The organism is Caballeronia sp. GAWG1-1 (genome assembly GCF_023631465.1).
Taxonomy (GTDB): Bacteria; Pseudomonadota; Gammaproteobacteria; order Burkholderiales; family Burkholderiaceae; genus Caballeronia.
The window spans coordinates 78,060-93,894 of the sequence record NZ_JALQDB010000025.1 but is presented as its reverse complement, the minus strand read 5'-3'; the positions used below and the strand labels follow the sequence as shown (position 1 = coordinate 93,894).

The 15,835-nt window shown below is 58.8% G+C and carries 18 protein-coding genes; 7 read left to right on the top strand and 11 right to left on the bottom strand.

Features of this window, described 5'->3' with window-relative positions:
- Positions 1-12: 12 nt before the first annotated feature.
- The 3 genes from benB to catA all read right to left on the bottom strand — a co-directional run bounded on the left by benB (position 13) and on the right by catA (position 2,892).
- Complete coding sequence (benB, locus tag NCT03_RS14870) at positions 13-501, bottom strand: benzoate 1,2-dioxygenase small subunit (RefSeq protein WP_250492977.1); 489 nt, start codon at positions 499-501, stop codon at positions 13-15.
- Positions 498-1,856 (bottom strand): SRPBCC family protein, encoded by a 1,359-nt coding sequence (locus tag NCT03_RS14865; RefSeq protein WP_250467601.1) that lies wholly within the window; start codon positions 1,854-1,856, stop codon positions 498-500. The genes benB and NCT03_RS14865 overlap by 4 nt, the downstream gene beginning before the upstream one ends.
- Positions 1,857-1,956: 100 nt before the next feature.
- Entirely contained in the window at positions 1,957-2,892 is a 936-nt protein-coding gene (gene catA / locus NCT03_RS14860) for a catechol 1,2-dioxygenase (RefSeq protein ID WP_250492976.1), read from the bottom strand.
- A 175-nt stretch (positions 2,893-3,067) separates the two neighbouring features.
- On the opposite strand from catA, the gene NCT03_RS14855 reads away from it, so the two are divergent.
- The 3 genes from NCT03_RS14855 to catC all read left to right on the top strand — a co-directional run bounded on the left by NCT03_RS14855 (position 3,068) and on the right by catC (position 5,573).
- Positions 3,068-3,991, top strand: a complete 924-nt coding sequence (locus NCT03_RS14855; RefSeq protein WP_250492975.1) for a LysR family transcriptional regulator — start codon at positions 3,068-3,070, stop codon at positions 3,989-3,991.
- A gap of 104 nt (positions 3,992-4,095) precedes the next feature.
- Positions 4,096-5,223: a muconate/chloromuconate family cycloisomerase gene (locus NCT03_RS14850; protein WP_250492974.1), complete on the top strand. Its 1,128-nt coding sequence runs from the start codon at positions 4,096-4,098 to the stop codon at positions 5,221-5,223.
- Between the two features lie 71 nt (positions 5,224-5,294).
- Positions 5,295-5,573, top strand: coding sequence for a muconolactone Delta-isomerase (catC, locus tag NCT03_RS14845; protein ID WP_250467599.1), 279 nt, complete (start codon positions 5,295-5,297; stop codon positions 5,571-5,573).
- Positions 5,574-5,588: 15 nt separating this feature from the next.
- On the opposite strand, the gene NCT03_RS14840 is transcribed toward catC, so the two are convergent.
- On the bottom strand, positions 5,589-5,810 hold the full coding sequence (locus tag NCT03_RS14840) for a hypothetical protein (protein ID WP_250467598.1): 222 nt from the start codon (positions 5,808-5,810) through the stop codon (positions 5,589-5,591).
- A gap of 296 nt (positions 5,811-6,106) precedes the next feature.
- Here NCT03_RS14840 and NCT03_RS14835 point away from each other — a divergent pair, with 296 nt between their 5' ends.
- Positions 6,107-6,391: a hypothetical protein gene (locus NCT03_RS14835; protein WP_250492973.1), complete on the top strand. Its 285-nt coding sequence runs from the start codon at positions 6,107-6,109 to the stop codon at positions 6,389-6,391.
- Between the two features lie 72 nt (positions 6,392-6,463).
- Here NCT03_RS14835 and NCT03_RS14830 read toward each other — a convergent pair whose 3' ends face one another.
- The 5 genes from NCT03_RS14830 to NCT03_RS14810 form a co-directional block, all read right to left on the bottom strand.
- The gene (locus NCT03_RS14830; protein WP_250492972.1) at positions 6,464-6,892 is read right to left on the bottom strand and encodes a PaaI family thioesterase; all 429 of its coding nucleotides are present in this window, start codon (positions 6,890-6,892) and stop codon (positions 6,464-6,466) included.
- A 61-nt stretch (positions 6,893-6,953) separates the two neighbouring features.
- On the bottom strand, positions 6,954-7,619 hold the full coding sequence (locus NCT03_RS14825) for a DUF4286 family protein (RefSeq protein ID WP_250492971.1): 666 nt from the start codon (positions 7,617-7,619) through the stop codon (positions 6,954-6,956).
- A 53-nt stretch (positions 7,620-7,672) separates the two neighbouring features.
- Positions 7,673-9,037, bottom strand: coding sequence for an MFS transporter (locus NCT03_RS14820; protein ID WP_250492970.1), 1,365 nt, complete (start codon positions 9,035-9,037; stop codon positions 7,673-7,675).
- Between the two features lie 99 nt (positions 9,038-9,136).
- Positions 9,137-9,952, bottom strand: coding sequence for an IclR family transcriptional regulator (locus tag NCT03_RS14815; RefSeq protein ID WP_250492969.1), 816 nt, complete (start codon positions 9,950-9,952; stop codon positions 9,137-9,139).
- A gap of 125 nt (positions 9,953-10,077) precedes the next feature.
- The gene (locus NCT03_RS14810) at positions 10,078-11,025 is read right to left on the bottom strand and encodes a LysR family transcriptional regulator (RefSeq protein ID WP_250492968.1); all 948 of its coding nucleotides are present in this window, start codon (positions 11,023-11,025) and stop codon (positions 10,078-10,080) included.
- A gap of 101 nt (positions 11,026-11,126) precedes the next feature.
- On the opposite strand from NCT03_RS14810, the gene NCT03_RS14805 reads away from it, so the two are divergent.
- Together NCT03_RS14805 and NCT03_RS14800 are read left to right on the top strand one after the other, a co-directional pair.
- Positions 11,127-11,786: an NAD(P)-dependent oxidoreductase gene (locus tag NCT03_RS14805; RefSeq protein ID WP_250492967.1), complete on the top strand. Its 660-nt coding sequence runs from the start codon at positions 11,127-11,129 to the stop codon at positions 11,784-11,786.
- Positions 11,787-11,940: 154 nt separating this feature from the next.
- Positions 11,941-12,288, top strand: a complete 348-nt coding sequence (locus NCT03_RS14800; protein WP_244828881.1) for an H-NS histone family protein — start codon at positions 11,941-11,943, stop codon at positions 12,286-12,288.
- A 70-nt stretch (positions 12,289-12,358) separates the two neighbouring features.
- On the opposite strand, the gene NCT03_RS14795 is transcribed toward NCT03_RS14800, so the two are convergent.
- On the bottom strand, positions 12,359-13,117 hold the full coding sequence (locus NCT03_RS14795) for an SDR family NAD(P)-dependent oxidoreductase (RefSeq protein ID WP_250492966.1): 759 nt from the start codon (positions 13,115-13,117) through the stop codon (positions 12,359-12,361).
- A 93-nt stretch (positions 13,118-13,210) separates the two neighbouring features.
- On the opposite strand from NCT03_RS14795, the gene NCT03_RS14790 reads away from it, so the two are divergent.
- Positions 13,211-14,113, top strand: coding sequence for a LysR family transcriptional regulator (locus NCT03_RS14790; RefSeq protein WP_250492965.1), 903 nt, complete (start codon positions 13,211-13,213; stop codon positions 14,111-14,113).
- Positions 14,114-14,141: 28 nt separating this feature from the next.
- Here the strand turns inward: NCT03_RS14790 and NCT03_RS14785 are convergent, their stop codons facing one another.
- Positions 14,142-15,542 (bottom strand): GntP family permease, encoded by a 1,401-nt coding sequence (locus NCT03_RS14785; protein ID WP_250492964.1) that lies wholly within the window; start codon positions 15,540-15,542, stop codon positions 14,142-14,144.
- Positions 15,543-15,835: the final 293 nt, after the last annotated feature.

Genomic DNA, 15,835 nt, shown 5'->3' with positions numbered 1-15,835 from the left:
CCATCAAGCACTTCAGACGTGATAGACGTCGAGTACCTGGCGGATATAGTCGTTCTTCAACGCAATCTTCTTGCTGGCAATCAAGAGACGGTCATCCACCTTGCTGAAGGTAACGAAAATGGTGCCGAAGAAATAGTCGGTCATCTTGTAGCGATGGCTCTGCGTAGTGAAGTTGTAGCGCACGGCCACTTCATTCGCGCGTTCGGCCAGCAGCTCGACGTTCGTCACGTTGTGGCTGGTGCGCGGTTCCGGCATCGACGCACCGCTGCGCTCGGTCTTGATGCGGAACACTCGATCTTCCAGGCCGCCGCGGTCGGCGTAGTACATCAAGGAGATTTGACTGTGCGGGTCGTCGGTGAGCTTGTCATCGTCGTCCCAGGCGGGCATCCAGTACTCGACGTCTTCTGTGTAGCAAGCGAGCCACTCGTCCCACTGACGGTCATCCAGAAAGCGCGCCTCTTGATAGAGCGCGGCACAGACCTTTTGATAGTCGATGCTCATACCGTCGCCTCCGTCTGTTCCTTGCGTAGAGCTTCGCGCATGACGTGCATCCAGTACTCGTGTTGCACCACGAAGAGCCCTTCGTCTTCGCTGCGCTCGCCCGAGATAAGCGGCTTCAGTCCCATGCCTTTTGCATTTGCATCGGGTCCGTGCACCCATAGCGGCGCGCCGCGCGACATGTCATTCCACATCGATGTCGTGCTCGCATAGCCCGCCTGACACGCGCGAAATTCTTCGAGGTCGTCGCTCGTGCCCATGCCCGAGACGTTGAAAAAATCTTCGTATTGACGAATGCGGATGGCACGGCTTTCCGCGCTCTCGCCTTTGGGTGCGAAGCAGAAGATGTTCACTTCAGTCTTGTCGACGCTGATCGGGCGGATCACGCGAATCTGCGTGCTGAACTGGTCCATCAAGAACACGTTCGGATACACACAAAGATTGCGTGTCTGATTGACGATGTACTTCGCCTTTTCGTCGCCCACGCGTGCTGCGATCTCTTCGCGATGTTGATACACCGGACGCACTTCCGGATTCATCGTGTTGGTCCAAAGCAGGATATGTCCATGCTCGAAGCCATATACGCCAGCGACGGACTTGCTCCAGCCGTTGGCATCGACGGCCTTCGTGCCTTCGACCTTGCGACGGCCCATGGTTGCAGCGTAGTTCCAGTGCACGGTGCTGACGTGATAGCCGTCGCAGCCGTTTTCCATCTGCATCTTCCAGTTGCCGTCGTAGATGTACGAGGAATTGCCGCGCAACACTTCGAGACCTTCAGGCGCCTGCGAGACGATCTGATCGATGATGACCTTGGTCTCGCCGAGATAGTCTTCGAGCGGCATGACGTCTTCGCTCAGGCTGCCGAAAAGGAAGCCACGGTAGTTCTGAAAGCGCGCAACCTTCTTCAAGTCGTGCGAGCCTTGCTTATTGAACTGCACCGGGTACTCGGTCGTCTTCTCGTCCTTGACCTTCAATAGCTTGCCTGCGTTGGAAAACGTCCAGCCGTGGAACGGGCACGTGAAGCTGCCCTTGTTGCCATGCTTGCGACGGCAGAGCATCGCACCCTTGTGTGCGCAAGCATTGATGACGGCGTGCAATTCGCCAACCTTGTCACGCGTGATGACGATCGGCTGACGGCCGATCCACGTGGTGTAGTAGTCGTTGTTGTCTGGAATCTGGCTCTCGTGCGCGAGATACACCCAATTACTCTCGAAGATGTGCTTCATTTCGAGTTCATACAAATCGGCGTTCGTGAAAATATCGCGGCGGCAGCGGAACACACCGCTTTCCTTGTCATCCTGAACGGCGTTGTTCAGCAAGTCGTCCAGTTGTCGTGCTTTATCGATGGTTGCGGGCATGACTCGTCTCCCTATGCAGGCTCCGTGCGAAGCGCTTGCATCGGTTCAAAGAATTTGCGAAAGAGGTTTGGCCGCGTAAAAGCGGCGGCCGCGTGGGCGGTTAAGCCGCGACAGATACGCGAGGGCGATTGACCAGCTGGTTGTCCTTACCCTGAACCAGCGGAGTCAACTCGATGTTGAACTCGATTTCCTTGTACGCGTCGGACTTGAGTCCCAGCGCAGCACCGCCCGTCATCCCGATCACGCGCGGCACGAGTTCTTCGCGAGTCGCATAGGCAAAATCATCCCAGATGAGCGGGTCGCCTTCGATGTTGATTTGCGTCGTGAGCTTGCGAGTCTTGTCGCTAGTCACGAAGAAATGCACGTGCGCCGGACGATTGCCGTGGCGCGCGATGAGGTCGAGCAGTTGCTGAGTCGCGCCGTGCGGCGGGCAGCCGTAACCCACGGGCATGAGCGTGCGGAATTCGTACTTGCCATCGGCACCCGTCTTTACCGCGCCACGAAGATTGAAGGCGTCTTGCGCGCCCGTCGGGTCGAAGTGCGAATAGAAGCCCTTCGAGTTTGCGTGCCAGCATTCCACGACCGCATTCGGTACGGGCTTGCCATCCGGGCTCGTCACCGTGCCGCGGATGATGAGCGGACCCGCGTCTTCGTCCGCGTTGATGTCGATTCTGGAGACACCATCCCGCACCGGAGCGCCGGCAACGTACAACGGACCTTCAATGGTGCGCGGCGTGCCGCCGTGGATATCTGCTTCACGGTCTTCCGCATCCATGCGGATGTCGAGATACTTCTCGATACCGAGACCAGCGGCCAAGAGTGCAGCCTCGCCATCTTGTCCGAGCTTGTTGAAGTAGGTCACGCCGGCCCAGATCTCGTCGGGTGTCATGTCGAGGTCGTCGATGGCCTTGAAGAGGTCACCCAGCAAGCGATGAGTGATCTGCTTGGCGCGTGCGTTACCGTCCTTGCTTCCGAGATTCGCAGCGGCCTTCAAGAGGTCCTGCGCTTCCTTTGAATCGAACACTTTGACGCTCATTTGTCTGCTCCTGAATCTCTTGTTCGGTGGGGGTTAACCCTCGTTTTTCCCCAGTCCGTATAATGTTTGGAAGGTATGATCGGCGGCGAAAACAGAGTGTGATTGCAGAATAATGAGCCGCTAGAGCGCCGTCTAACACTGATTTGGTATCGGGCTATACCAAGGAGGTATAGAAATGGAATTGCGACACTTGCGCTATTTCGTGGCCGTGGCGGAAGAGCGGAACTTCACGCGCGCCGCGCAGCGGCTCAACATCGCGCAGCCGCCACTGAGCCGTCAGATTCAGCAGCTCGAAGAGACGCTGGGCGTTCAACTGCTCGAGCGCAACTCGCGGCCGCTCAAGCTGACAGAGACGGGCAAGTTCTTTTATTCGCATGCCGCGCAGCTGATTGCGCAGACGTCCGAACTCGAATCGATGACAAGGCGCGTTGGCAATATCGAACGCAGCTTGTCCGTTGGTTTCGTAGGCTCGACGCTATACGGCATGCTGCCCAAGATCATCCGCCGCTTTCGCGACGAAAATCCTACCGTCGAGTTGAGCCTGCATGAGATGTCGACGATGGACCAGCTTCGCGCGCTCAAGGACGGTCATATCGACGTGGGGTTCGGTCGAATCCGCAATGAAGACGCGAATATTCGCCGGGTCATTCTGCGGGAAGAAAAGATGATCGTGGCGCTTCCGCAGGGGCATGCGCTCTCGGTTCTCAAGCCGGTGCTCGCGCTGCGTGACTTGCTCAACGAGACGTTGATCGTCTATCCGAAGGCGCCTCGCCCGAGTTACTCGGACCAGGTGCTTGCCGCTTTCAAGGACCGAGCGCTCGAACCCCGGCGAATTTACGAAGTGCGCGAGCTGCAGATAGCGCTTGGTCTCGTGGCGGCGGGTGAAGGCATCTCGATCGTGCCGAGCAGTGTGTATGGCCTTAAGCGTGATGATGTGAGTTACAAGGACCTGGACGACCCCACGCTGGTATCGCCCATCATCATGAGCATGCGAGCGCTAGACGAATCGCGCGACATACGCGAGATGCTCGAATTGATTTATCGGCTCTACGATGAGGAACACGTGCCTTACGCGCCCCGCACCGACCGGGGGCGCTAAGTTTCGATACCTAGCGAGTATGGCATTAGACGTCGAAGGTCTTGGACAAGGTGTTATTCGCCGTTCGATACTTCGTTCAACCCATCCACTTCGCCATTCCAGGTATGAACCCTCACATCGAATCCGTCGAGGCGATTCTGGTCGATTTACCGACCATTCGCGCGCATCAGCTTTCCATGGCGACGATGCAGCAACAAACCATGGTCATCATCCGCCTGCGTTCGAGCGATGGCATCGAGGGCATCGGCGAAGCCACGACTATCGGTGGCTTGTCTTACGGCGAGGAAAGTCCCGAGGGTATCAAGCTGACCTTCGATACTTACCTGGCTCCGGCGCTCGTCGGACAGGACGCGAACAATATCAACGCGGTCATGCTCAAGCTGAACAAGGTCGCGCGTGGCAACCGCTTCGCCAAGTCGGGGATCGAGACGGCGCTGCTGGATGCGCAAGGCAAACGCCTTGGCGTGCCGGTGTCCACGTTGCTCGGTGGCGCGGTTCGCAAGACGCTGCCGGTGCTGTGGACGCTTGCCAGCGGCGACACGAATCGCGATATCGAAGAAGCCGAGATGCTGCTCGCCGAACGCCGCCACAATGTGTTCAAGCTGAAGATCGGCCGCCGCGGCGTGCGCGATGACGTCGCCCATGTCTCGAAGATAAAGTCGGCTTTGGGTGACCGGGCCAAGGTAACGGTAGACGTCAATCAGGCATGGAGCGAAGTCGATGCCACGCTCGGCATTGCAGCGCTGGAAGCGGCGGGCGTCGATCTCGTCGAGCAACCGACGCCGCGTGAGCATCGCGGCGCGCTTGCCCGCCTCGCCGCGCGTTTTAACGTGCCCATCATGGCCGATGAAAGCGTGACCGGTCCCGAAGATGCCCTCGAACTCGTGCGCGACGCATGCGCCGATGTATTCGCGCTGAAGATCGCGAAGTCCGGCGGCATCTTCGGCATGATGCGCACGGCTGCGATTGCCGATGCAGCGGGCGTGCTGCTTTACGGCGGGACGATGCTAGAAGGGAGTATCGGTTCCGTTGCTTCCGCACATGGCTTTAGCGCGCTTCCGCAACTCGCTTGGGGTACGGAGCTCTTTGGGCCGTTATTGCTCAAGGACGACATAGTGACCGCTCGTCCGCAGTATCGCGACTTCGATCTGCATATGCCGGCAGGTCCGGGGCTGGGGCTGCAAATCGACGAGGAAAAGCTGGCGTTTTATCGTCGCGACAAGAAGGCCTGAAGGTTCATTGCCGGATGAGACATGACGCTTGTTTCCGCATGCGGAATCAGCGTCGCCGCTTAGGAGGAAATATGCTGTATCTCGTAAGAATGGACGTGCATCTGCCGCACGACATGCCGCAAGCGCAAGCTGAAGACATCAAGGCTCGCGAGAAGGCGTATTCGCAGCAATTGCAGCGTGAAGGAAAGTGGCAGCAGTTGCATCGCGTGGTTGGTGAGTACGCGAATTTCAGCGTCTTCGACGTGGACTCGCATGACGAGCTTCATACGATCTTGTCCGCGTTGCCTTTGTTTCCGTTCATGACGATGCAGGTGACTGCGCTGGCGCATCATCCTTCTTCTATTCGCTAGCCGCGACTCACGCGATTAGTGATCTTTAGCCCCCTGACGCAAGCGCCTAAGCTGCGTGAACGCGTAGATTGCATAATCCTGAGCCGCGGCCGCCGGGTCCCAGTTGATTGCGCGGCCGATGTCGGGCCACGCCGCTCCGCCTTCCAGCATGCACTCGATAGTCGAAATGTGGCCTTGCGTGACGAGGCCAATTCGCACTTGCGAGTTCTCAGAGAGGTATTTGTTGGTCGTAGGCATGGCTCTGGCTGCTTTTCTAACTGTTGCTTCAATGGCATTACGTTGTCGGGACGTCACGGCGCCGCGTGCATCCTCGGACGCCTGGGCCATGCTTCTCGTGTACCAAAGTAACGTCACAGGGCTGCGGTTTCTATTCGCTACACCACACATCGGCGCGGCGGTCGAAAGGCTACTTACGGGGAATGGCGACGGGCGTTTGAAGTCGCACGATCCGACGCAATGTCTCGACGCATCTTCCGCCAAAGAAGGACGTTTCCGCGATGTGCGGTAAGCTATAGGGCTTTGGGAGACACTTTATGACGCGTTACGTACAGGAAGAGCTCACCGACTTTTGGGGACGCCTGACACCTTACCTCGCGTTGCTCGAATCATCGCAAGAGGGCGATGCGGAACCCGTCAAGGGTCCGATTGGACGCGTGACTGTCGATACGCATGACCGCCAGGCCTTTGCGCTTCACACCACGGATGCAGTGCAGGCCGACCATGCCTCGGACACGCCGACAGGCCAAAGCGCAACGTACACGCGCACCAAGGCGATGGGCGGTGAGTGGGGACCGTGGCAGCGCGAAGCCTACGTTTAAAGCTTTAATTGAACGATGACACATTGCCAGTGGTTCCTGATCTCACCAGGGCCGCCGGCTTTCAACGGTGCTTCATGCCTTCGAGGAAACCGTAGCGATGGTTGCCTGCATCACCGCTATCAATTTCGGCGCCGATTGAGCATCGCCAATAGCGAACACCTCACCGGTACAAACAGTCAGAAGCCTGCCAGCGTTGACGACCTTGCCCACGGCCACAAACGACGTTCCTATTGCGGGCCGCAGAAAATTCACCTTGAATTCCGCCGTCACCACGTCGTGCCCTTCCGGTGCCTTGGTTAAAGCGGCATAGCCACAAGCATTGTCCACGATGCTCGTAATCACACCGGCATGAGCGAAGCCTTGCTGCTGCGATAAAGCCGCTGAAAAGGGCAGACTGATTCGGACTTCGCCTTCGGATACCGACATCAATGTGGCGCCAAGCGTTTTCATCAAGCCTTGAGCAAAGAAGCTCGATGAAATTCTCGATTCGATATCGTTCATGTCGCGCGTTATGGATAGGCCGGGGATGCCTTTAGTCTAACGGCACTTAGGCTCGTGCGCCTCAAGGCTTATGGCAACTGAAGATGGCGTCGAACAACTCGAATTTTCCTTCGGTCGTCGGAAGCACGCGAGTTGCGTGAGTAATGGCGTTATCGAGCGATGCATGATCGAGCGCTTGTATCACGAGCAGCCCGCAAAAAGCGCCTTCCTGACTACGCCGCATCGACTTTTCTCGTGTGGCAATGGACGTTCCGTCGGTTTGTACCGTCATCGCTTGAACGGTGACGACCCAATCGAGCCGGGCCAAAGCGTCGATCAGTTCTTGCCCTGTCGAACCGGTCAACTCGTCCGGCATGATGTCTTCAAAGCGTGCGATGGCGATATGACTTCCATATCCGCCGACATGACCCCCCTTCAGCACCACTGAACCCCCGCCACGCCGGAAGCGCATCAGGTTCGGCATGATTCGTTGCGTCCATTCGCTCGGGTCGTTGAGACGCGAAAGATAGCCGGTACTGGACATCACGTTCGCAGTGTCGAGCTCGTAGAGCATGAGGTATTCCGAAGGCTTGCTTGCGCGACGCTTGAATACGCGGCCCGAACGAAATCCCGGCACGCCTACCCGCTCGAAGACATGTTCACGCGTGAGCCAGTGCAAGTAATCGGTTTCGTTGTGTGCTTCGATCGTGCTCCAAATGGCGAGCAAACCTGTGTGTCGATCGGTCATGTGCTTTCTCGCGGTATCGATTGAATGGTGGATGGAAGCGTGATTCACGCGTCTCAGTAAGTAGCCTGATGCGCGCTCGAATTCTGTTTGCCGATGACGTCGTCGGTGGAATCGAGCCGATTTATGTCGATGCCTTTCGTCTCCGGTCCGATCGCGATCATGCAAAAGGACAGTGCATTCAACGACGCCACGAGTGCGACCAATGTCCACGGCGAGCCGTGACTGAGATTCAAAAGCCACGTGGCGACAACCGGAATCGGGCCGCCTGCGAAGAGGCTTGCGCCGGTGAACGCGAGTGCCGATCCCGAGTATCGGACGTTCGTCGGGAAGGCTTCCGCAAACGCGACCGGCTGAATGCCCGTCTGAACCTGAACGAAGCCCATGAAGAGGCCCATGGCGATGGCCATCGTCGCAAAGTTCTTCGTGGCGAGCAGCGGAAAGTAGAACATCATGATGACGAACGTCGCTGCGGATGCGATGAGCAACGCGCGCTTTCGGCCGATGCGGTCGCTCAACAATCCGCCGAGAATGGAACCGGCGATTGCGCATGCGTTGCCGATCATTAGCAGCGTGAACCCCGTCTGCTTCGGCACGCCGAGCGAGTTCGTCAGATAACCGAGCGTGAACACGACCGCAAGATAGAACAGTGCCGTGGGGCCGCAGAAGAAGAGCATCATGCGAATGATGGTCTTGTAGTGAAGACGAAACGCGTCCTTGAGCGGGCTGCTTACGTTGGCTACCGCAGACTGCTTCATCTGCACGAATGCGGGCGTTTCCGACACGCGCAGACGAATGTAGATGCCGACGATCACGAGCAGGAAACTCATGACGAAGGGAATGCGCCAGCCGTAACTCGTGAAGGCATCGGCGCTCATTGTGGCGGATAGAATCAACAGAACGGCATTCGCGAGGATCTGACTCAGCGGCGCACACATGCCGATCAAGCCGGAATATTTTCCGCGCCGGTCCGCGGGCGCGTGTTCGAGCGCCATCAGTTGTCCGCCGGTGGATTCGCCACCGAGCGCGAATCCCTGGATGATGCGCAAGACGACGAGCAGAATGGGCGCGAGCATGCCGATCTGCAGATAAGTCGGAAGCAAGCCCATCAACACGGAGGTAATGCCCATCACCGAGACCGTGCCGAGCATGAGGTTGCGCCGTCCGATCTTGTCGCCGAAATGGCCGCAAATGATGGCGCCAAGCGGCCGTGCCGCGAGACCCACGCTGAAGGTCGCGAGCGACGCCAGCAGCGCGGAGTTTGGCTCCATGCTCGGGAAGAAGAGTTTGGGAAGCACCGTGGCCGCGACCGAACCGTAAAGCGTGAAGTCGAACCATTCGAGCGCCGTTCCGAGCGTGGCGGCGCTTACCGCGCGATTCGCCATGGAGCGTTGAGAGCCGTCCGCGTTTTCCATTCCCATTTGTGTCTCCTCCTGATGTGTCAGAACCGATCTTCGGGTTATATATTTAGTTATACGATTTAATGAGGACGCGTTTTCAACGCTTTGTTTCGCCGCGCATCAACTAGCGATGCTGACCGCGAAGTTAGGGCCTTTCATCGCCTGACGAAGCATGGGCGACACTCCGCTTGCTTCAGACAGCTCTTTCGACGTCGACATCAATGACGGCACGAGCTCTTTCATCTTAGCGTCGGTCAATCGCGACATGGGTCCCGCGATGATGAGAATTGCGCGAACCTCGCCGTTCTCGGCATGCACGGTTGTCGCCATCGAGCTCATCGCAGGCAAGAACATGTCGTGCGTGGTTGCGTAGCCGTTGGTGCGGGCGGCATCGATATGCGGAATCAGCGCCTTGAACGTCGTGGGCGCGTTCGGGCCGAAATCCGACGGCACGCCGAATCCCTGTTTCGATACGAGCCGCATGACTTCTTCGTCGCTCTTGCCCGCGAGCCAAATCATTCCCGCCGCGCTGCAGGACAACGTAACGGGGCGTCCCATCTCCGGGTCGTAGCGAATGCCTTGCCGCGCGCCTTGCGCCTTCGCGACATAGATCAGTTGTTCGCCATCGACGATTGCAAGCCGCACCAATTCTCCCGATGTCGATGCGAGACGCTCCAGAATGGGCTGCGCAATATCGACGACGCCGCCCGCGCTCAAGAAACGCAGTCCGAGCGACGGCATCTTCATGGTCAGCGTGAACTCCCCGCGCCGTTCGTCTTTGCGAACGTAGTCCTGCTCCATGAGGTCGGCGAGCAAGCGGTGCGTCGCCGAAATGGGCAGGTCGAGACTCGTCGACAACTCGGAGAGCGTCTTGCCCTCCGGCGAGTTGGCAAGCTCTTCCAGCACACGAAGAATGCGTTCAGCGACGGCGCTCATGGTCGGGGCATCGGACGGTTGTTGTTCGTCGACTCGGGGTATGCGTGCCATTCTAGTGAAAAGTCTTTGCAAATTGCAAACTCTTTTCACTTTTATGTTTTGGATGTTTTTGGGGCGCGGGGTGTTCACCTATCCCGAGTCGACGGAAGACGGGTGAAGTAAGCCTTCAACGCTTCGACCGCTGCGCGAACCTTCGCAGGCTCGGTGCTCTTCTTCGGCGATACCAACGTCACCGGTAGCACAGGAAGCCGCCAGTCTGGAAGCACATGAACGAGCGTCCGACGCTTGATCGAGCTTTGCGCGTCGATATATGCCAAGCGCGCAATGCCTAAACCTTGTTCGCAGATCTGTTGAACCGTGGGTTGTGTAGTGCTTGCAATGCGCACTGGCGCGCGCACCGTCTCTTTCACGCGCTTGTCTCCTTGCAAATCGAGGACGAGCGAAGGTGCGTCATCGTCGGGCGTGCTGGCGTTCTGGCCGGATTCGTCCAGTTCGCGTTCCAGCGATATCCAATGATGCGTCGTCAGTTCTTGCGGACTTTGCGGCGTGCCGTGACGCTGCAAGTACGCCGGCGAGGCGCAGAGAATCGTTTCGAGTTCGCAGAGTGGACGGCCGACCCAACCGGAATCCGCGAGCTTGCCAACGCGAATGGCGATATCGACGCGCGCATCGATGAGATCGACCATCTCGTCGCTGACCAAAAGGCGCAGTCGCAACTTTGGCCACGTGGAAAGGACCGGAGCCAGCGCGGGCGCGATATACGACCCGAAGCCAATCGGCGCGGCGACGCGCAATTCGCCGGTTGGCGCGTCCCGTGCCTGAGCGAGCGATTCGGACGCTGCTTTCCCCGCCTCGATCAACCTCAGGCAATGGGCGTAACAGCGCTCGCCGTCCTCGGTCAGCGTCAGTTTGCGCGTCGACCGATGAAGCAAGGTTACACCGGATTCCCGTTCAAGCGCCTTGATTGTCTGACTCACCGCCGATGCACTCATCCCCAGACGCGCGGCGGCAGCGCTCATGGAACCGTGGGAGACGGTCTCCGCGAAGATCACGAACGGCCGAAGGTCATTCATTTTGAAGTGTGGCTTAAATTTGATTGTCGTTTTCGGCGGATTATAAATCGCTGCTTGAGAAGCTAGCATCCTCGTATCGCTATTTTTCTAGAGGATGTCACGTGAAAGTCGCTCTCATTGGTTCGACCGGTTTTGTTGGAACGCATCTCAAGAAAGAACTTCTTCAACGAGGCCACGAGGTCACGGTATTGCTTCGCAACGCCACAAGCGCGGCGTCGTCCGAGCGTCTCAAAGTCGTTGTCGGCGACGCGTATTCGTGGGAGTCGGTGGCGAACGTCGTGCGCGGTCACGATGCCGTGGTGTCCGCGTTCAACCCCGGATGGAACGACCCCGAACTGTTCGAGAACTTCACTCGCGGCAATTCGGCAATCGTTCGCGGCGTCGAGGCAAGCGGCGTTCGGCGCTATGTGGTCATTGGCGGCGCCGCGAGCCTGTTCGTCGCGCCTGGCGTGCAACTCATCGATACCGACGAGTTCAGTTCGCATGTGCCGGCGAACATCATTCCGGGCGCAACCGCCGCCCGCGACGCGCTCAATGCAATTCGCGGCAACACGGTCCTGGATTGGACTTTCGTAAGCCCGCCCGCTTTTCTCGAAGAAGGTGAGCGCACGGGTTCTTATCGACTTGGCTCGGAGAACCTTTTAATGGATGGCGACAAGCCGGCCGGCATCTCCGTCGCCGATTTAGCGGTCGCAGTGGTCGATGAACTGGAGAATCCAAAACACGTCAGAGCCAGATTCACGGTTGCGCGCGAGCTTTGAGCATTCGACGCCGCTGCGAGATTCCATGCGTGGACGTAAGAGGCTAAACGGACGAGGAGACTCGTTTCGAGTCCATGGCTTGCGCGAGAAGTCTTATAATGCTTCTACTCCACGCATCGATGGCGATACGGCTCATCGAACAAATACTACGCACATGGCTTATCAAAACCCTGAAATTACCCGCCTCGTCGCGCAGCAGCAAGCGCTGGAGCGGCAGTTGAACGAAGCTAAAGAACAAGAGACGCAGCTCGTACTGAAGGAAATTGTTCAGAAGATGCGCCAGTACGGTATTTCGCTTAACGAATTGTTTGGCCCGAAGTCGGGCGCCCAGCGCGCCGACGCCCCGGCGAAATATCGCGACCCGGTAAGCGGCGCGACCTGGAGCGGCCGCGGCCGCGCGCCGCAATGGATTGCCGGGAAAGACCGCGACGAGTTTCTCGTCGACAAGGGCGAAAATGTCCGCGCGATGGTTCAAGCCGCGCTATTCCCCGAAAAGCATTAAGTCGAAAGAAAGCTCGCCCGCGCCCGCTTCGAACCACGGGCGCAGCGATCTATTCTCCTGTGCGTAGGCGTTAAATCGCCATGCCGCCCGACACTTCAATACGCTGAGCGTTGATCCACCGATTATCTTCGGAGAGCAGCGACGCGATCATCGGGCCAATGTCGTCGGGTAATCCGGCACGGCCCAGCGCTGTCATGTCGGCAATGCGCTTATTCAACTCGGCACTATCCCGAACTATTCCGCCGCTGAAATCCGTCTGAATAGCACCAGGCGCGACCACGTTTACTGCGATCCGGCGCGGCGCGAGTTCCTTCGCCATGTATTTCGTCAATATTTCGACCGCGCCCTTCAGCGAGCCGTAAGCGCCGCTTTCCGGTACGATGATTCGCGTCAGCCCGGAAGACAAGTTGACAATCTTCCCGCCGTCGCGAATAAGCGGCAGCAGCTTCTGCGTCAAAAAGAACACGCCTTTGAAGTGCACGTTATATAGGCCATCCAATTCTTCCTCGGTTGTTTTCTCGATGCTGTTGTGATGTGATGTACCCGCATTGTTGATGAGGAAATCGAAGCGTTCTGCTTTCCATTCGGCCAGCGTTTCGCGGACCTTGCCGATAAAGCTATCGAAGGCGCCGACGTTTCCGGTGTCTAGCTGAAGCGCCACTGCTTTTCGACCGAGATCGGACACGGATCGGACGACGTTTTCAGCTTCCTCGCGATTCCGGTGATAAGTAAAGATAATATCGACGCCTCGCTTGGCGAGATTCAGCACTGTGTTTCGGCCTAAGCCCCGGCTGCCGCCGGTGACAATCGCAATCTTTTCTGCGGACATGTTTGCTCTCCTGTGACAGGAAACAGAATAGCCAACCGAGCCTCGAAAGATAAGGTGCTCGAGTCTGCACGGGGCGTACTGAAAGAGCGAACAATGGGACCCAACCTCAAGGAACTGGAAGCATTCGTGGCCGTCGTCGAAGCGGGCGGTTTTCGCGATGCCGCGCGCGCCATCGGCAGCAGCCCTTCCGGCGTAAGCGAAGCGGTGCGCCGTCTCGAAGCCCGTACCGGCGTGCGTTTGCTTCATCGCACGACACGCAGCGTCACGACGACCGAAGCGGGCGCGCGTCTCTTGGCTCGACTCAAGCCCGCGCTCGATGGCCTCGACGCAGCGCTCGACGTGGTGAACGGCTTTCGGGACAAGCCGGCTGGCAAGTTGAAGCTGAATGTGCCGGTGGTCGCAGCCAAACTCATCCTGCCGCGCCTGGTGCCGGCGTTTCTCGCGGCTTACCCGGATATCGAACTGGAGGTGATTGCCGACGACGGCTTCATCGACCTGATGGCGGAAGGATGCGACGCAGGCATCCGCTACGGCGAACGTCTGGAGCAGGACATGATCGCCGTTCCTATCGGTCCGCGCGAGCAACGAATGGCGCTCGGTGCGTCACCCGCGTATCTGGAGCGTCGCGGTCGTCCTCAGCATCCGAGCGAACTCTTGCAGCATGCGTGTGTGCGCTATCGCTTCGCGAGCGGCGCGATGACCACATGGGAATTCGAGCGCGACGGCGAGCACATTCGCGTCGAGGCGAGCGGCCCGCTCATCGTTCGAGCGGGCGCCGCAACCGATCTTGGAATAGATGCCGCGCTGGCGGGTTGCGGCATCGTGCAACTCTTCGACGACTGGATGAAGCCGTTCTTCGAGAACGGCTCGCTCGAGCCTGTGCTGGAACCTTGGTGGCAGCGGTTTCCGGGGCCGTTTCTGTACTATTCCGGTCACCGCTACGTGCCGACGCCGCTGCGTGCGTTTCTGGATTTCATCCGCTCGGCGTCGTTCTGAAGCGCGACGCGAACAGCACTTCCAACGCTCAAACCAGCCCCGTCATGTAATACACCGCGATCACGAAGAACACCGCGAGCGTCTTGATGACCGTCACCGCAAAGATGTCGCGATACGACTCCCGATGCGTCAGACCCGTCACCGCGAGCAGCGTGATGACGGCGCCGTTGTGCGGCAAGGTGTCCATGCCGCCGCTTGCCATGGCCACGACGCGGTGCAGAACTTCCAGCGGAATATGTGCGGCTTCGGCGCCCTTGATGAAGGTATCGGACATGGCGGCCAGCGCGATACTCATGCCACCCGACGCCGACCCCGTGATGCCCGCGAGCGAACTCACCGATACCGCCGCATTGACGAGCGGATTCGGAATGCTCTTCAGCGCATCGGAGACGACGAGAAAACCCGGCAACGCGGCGATCACGCCACCGAAGCCATATTCCGACGCCGTGTTCATCGCCGCGAGCAAAGCGCCCGCGACGGCTACGCGCGTGCCCGTGGCGAAGCGATCTTTCACGCGCGAGAAAGCCGTCAGCAACACGAGCACGATGCCGAGCAGCAGCGCGCCTTCGACTGCCCAGATCGCGACGACCGTCTTGACGGCCGTGGTCACGGGCGCATGCACGCCGGGCAGCACTTCCGGCGCGATGGTATAGCTCGCGCCGTACCACGTCGGAATCCACTTCGTGAGCGCGAAGTTGGCGACGCCCACGAGAATCAGCGGCGCAATCGCCAGCGCCGGATTCGGCAGATTGGTCGACTCGACGCGCTCAGGCTCGTTCGCGAGCGAGGTGCCGTAGCCTTCGCCCGTGGCCATCGCGCGGCGGCGGCGCCATTCGAGAAACGTCAGTCCCACCACGATGATGAACACCGAGCCGATCACGCCGAGCCACGGCGCGGCCCAGCCAGTCGTCTTGAAGAACGTCGTCGGGATGATGTTTTGAATCTGCGGCGTGCCCGGCAGCGAATCCATCGTGAACGAGAACGCGCCGAGTGCAATCGCGCCCGGCATCAGGCGCTTGGGAATATTGCTCTGCCTGTACATCTCCGCCGCGAACGGATACACGGCGAACACGACCACGAACAGTGACACGCCGCCGTACGTGAGCAGCGCGCACACCGCGACGATCACCGCATTGACGCGCGACTTGCCGATATAGCGAATCGCTGCGGCAACGATCGACTCCGAGAATCCCGACAGTTCGATGACCTTGCCGAACACCGCGCCAAGCAGGAACACCGGGAAGTACAGCTTGACGAAGCCAACCATCTTCTCCATGAAGATGCCCGAAAACACGGGCGCGACGGCTGCCGGATCGGTCAGCAGAACAGCCGCGAGAGCGGCGATCGGCGCGAAAAGAATGACGCTGTAACCGCGATAAGCGGCCAGCATCAGGAACGCCAGGGCGGCGAGCACGATGATGAACGACATGGAGTCTCCATTGATGTTTTGTTATCACGGGTCTCTCTTGAAGACCCTCGACGCGATTGATCGCGCGCCGCGCGGGCAAATGCAGCTTCCGTGCCATCCGCGTAGTCACAGGGCTTTGCGCTCGTTTGACCATGCATGAAGGCCGCAAATGCGTTCGGAATGTCTCTGTGCCGAGACAAACTCTCGCGCGTCACGGTCGGGCACGCGCCTCGAAGCCTAGCAGATTGCCCCAATGCAGGCAGTCTCCCGTTTGAGATATCCTGTCTCGATAAAGAGATATCGGAGACAAACGC

What these genes read in the sequence shown, in the direction of transcription:
- NCT03_RS14795 (WP_250492966.1), bottom strand. Translation starts at nt 13,117, where the DNA reads ATGTCCGCAGAAAAGATTGCGATTGTCACCGGCGGCAGCCGGGGCTTA.
- NCT03_RS14855 (WP_250492975.1), top strand. Translation starts at nt 3,068, where the DNA reads ATGGAATTGCGACACTTGCGCTATTTCGTGGCCGTGGCGGAAGAGCGG.
- NCT03_RS14810 (WP_250492968.1), bottom strand. Translation starts at nt 11,025, where the DNA reads ATGAATGACCTTCGGCCGTTCGTGATCTTCGCGGAGACCGTCTCCCAC.
- NCT03_RS14865 (WP_250467601.1), bottom strand. Translation starts at nt 1,856, where the DNA reads ATGCCCGCAACCATCGATAAAGCACGACAACTGGACGACTTGCTGAAC.
- NCT03_RS14835 (WP_250492973.1), top strand. Translation starts at nt 6,107, where the DNA reads ATGACGCGTTACGTACAGGAAGAGCTCACCGACTTTTGGGGACGCCTG.
- NCT03_RS14790 (WP_250492965.1), top strand. Translation starts at nt 13,211, where the DNA reads ATGGGACCCAACCTCAAGGAACTGGAAGCATTCGTGGCCGTCGTCGAA.
- NCT03_RS14850 (WP_250492974.1), top strand. Translation starts at nt 4,096, where the DNA reads ATGAACCCTCACATCGAATCCGTCGAGGCGATTCTGGTCGATTTACCG.
- catC (WP_250467599.1), top strand. Translation starts at nt 5,295, where the DNA reads ATGCTGTATCTCGTAAGAATGGACGTGCATCTGCCGCACGACATGCCG.
- NCT03_RS14825 (WP_250492971.1), bottom strand. Translation starts at nt 7,619, where the DNA reads ATGACCGATCGACACACAGGTTTGCTCGCCATTTGGAGCACGATCGAA.
- NCT03_RS14800 (WP_244828881.1), top strand. Translation starts at nt 11,941, where the DNA reads ATGGCTTATCAAAACCCTGAAATTACCCGCCTCGTCGCGCAGCAGCAA.
- benB (WP_250492977.1), bottom strand. Translation starts at nt 501, where the DNA reads ATGAGCATCGACTATCAAAAGGTCTGTGCCGCGCTCTATCAAGAGGCG.
- NCT03_RS14830 (WP_250492972.1), bottom strand. Translation starts at nt 6,892, where the DNA reads ATGAACGATATCGAATCGAGAATTTCATCGAGCTTCTTTGCTCAAGGC.
- NCT03_RS14785 (WP_250492964.1), bottom strand. Translation starts at nt 15,542, where the DNA reads ATGTCGTTCATCATCGTGCTCGCCGCCCTGGCGTTCCTGATGCTGGCC.
- NCT03_RS14820 (WP_250492970.1), bottom strand. Translation starts at nt 9,037, where the DNA reads ATGGGAATGGAAAACGCGGACGGCTCTCAACGCTCCATGGCGAATCGC.
- NCT03_RS14840 (WP_250467598.1), bottom strand. Translation starts at nt 5,810, where the DNA reads ATGCCTACGACCAACAAATACCTCTCTGAGAACTCGCAAGTGCGAATT.
- NCT03_RS14815 (WP_250492969.1), bottom strand. Translation starts at nt 9,952, where the DNA reads ATGAGCGCCGTCGCTGAACGCATTCTTCGTGTGCTGGAAGAGCTTGCC.
- catA (WP_250492976.1), bottom strand. Translation starts at nt 2,892, where the DNA reads ATGAGCGTCAAAGTGTTCGATTCAAAGGAAGCGCAGGACCTCTTGAAG.